The 435-nt window shown below is 67.6% G+C and carries 1 protein-coding gene; it reads right to left on the reverse strand.

Annotated features, from left to right (window positions below):
- Window positions 1-170: 170 nt before the first annotated feature.
- A partial coding sequence (locus tag D7Y04_RS44810; protein WP_158627698.1) for a hypothetical protein occupies window positions 171-435 on the reverse strand: 265 nt, incomplete at its 5' end.

The raw sequence follows: 435 nt of genomic DNA on the forward strand, positions 1-435 counted from the left end.
CGAAGAGCCGCACGTCAACCCAGCGCCGCAGCACCGGGAGATGTGGCTCCAGGACCCGGATGGCTATGTCGTCGTCCTCGCCAGTCCAGACGGAGAGGCAGAAAGCGGGTCGCCGAGGTGATGCCCGCCGGCTCCTCGTGACGGCAGGGCCGCGCGTCATCGTTCCACCGTCAGAAGTACTCGGGATGCTCGGTGGCCAGCATCTCCTCCAACGCGCTTACGTCCTTCAGCAGGTGGTGGCCTGGCGCGATGTTCCTCGCCGCGTCCCAGCACAGCCAGGCCGCGCCCATGTCCCAGTCCGAGACGCAGATGTATCCCAGGTCCTTGTAGGCCCCCGTGAAGTATGGATTGGCCTCGATGACCTTGAGCAGCAGCGCTCGCGCCTCCTGGGACTCCCCGAGGGCACGGCGGGCCCCGGCCTCGAGGCTCATGAGG

Origin of the sequence: Corallococcus sp. AB038B (assembly GCF_003668955.1) — a bacterium.
Classification (GTDB): Bacteria; Myxococcota; Myxococcia; order Myxococcales; family Myxococcaceae; genus Corallococcus; species Corallococcus exiguus.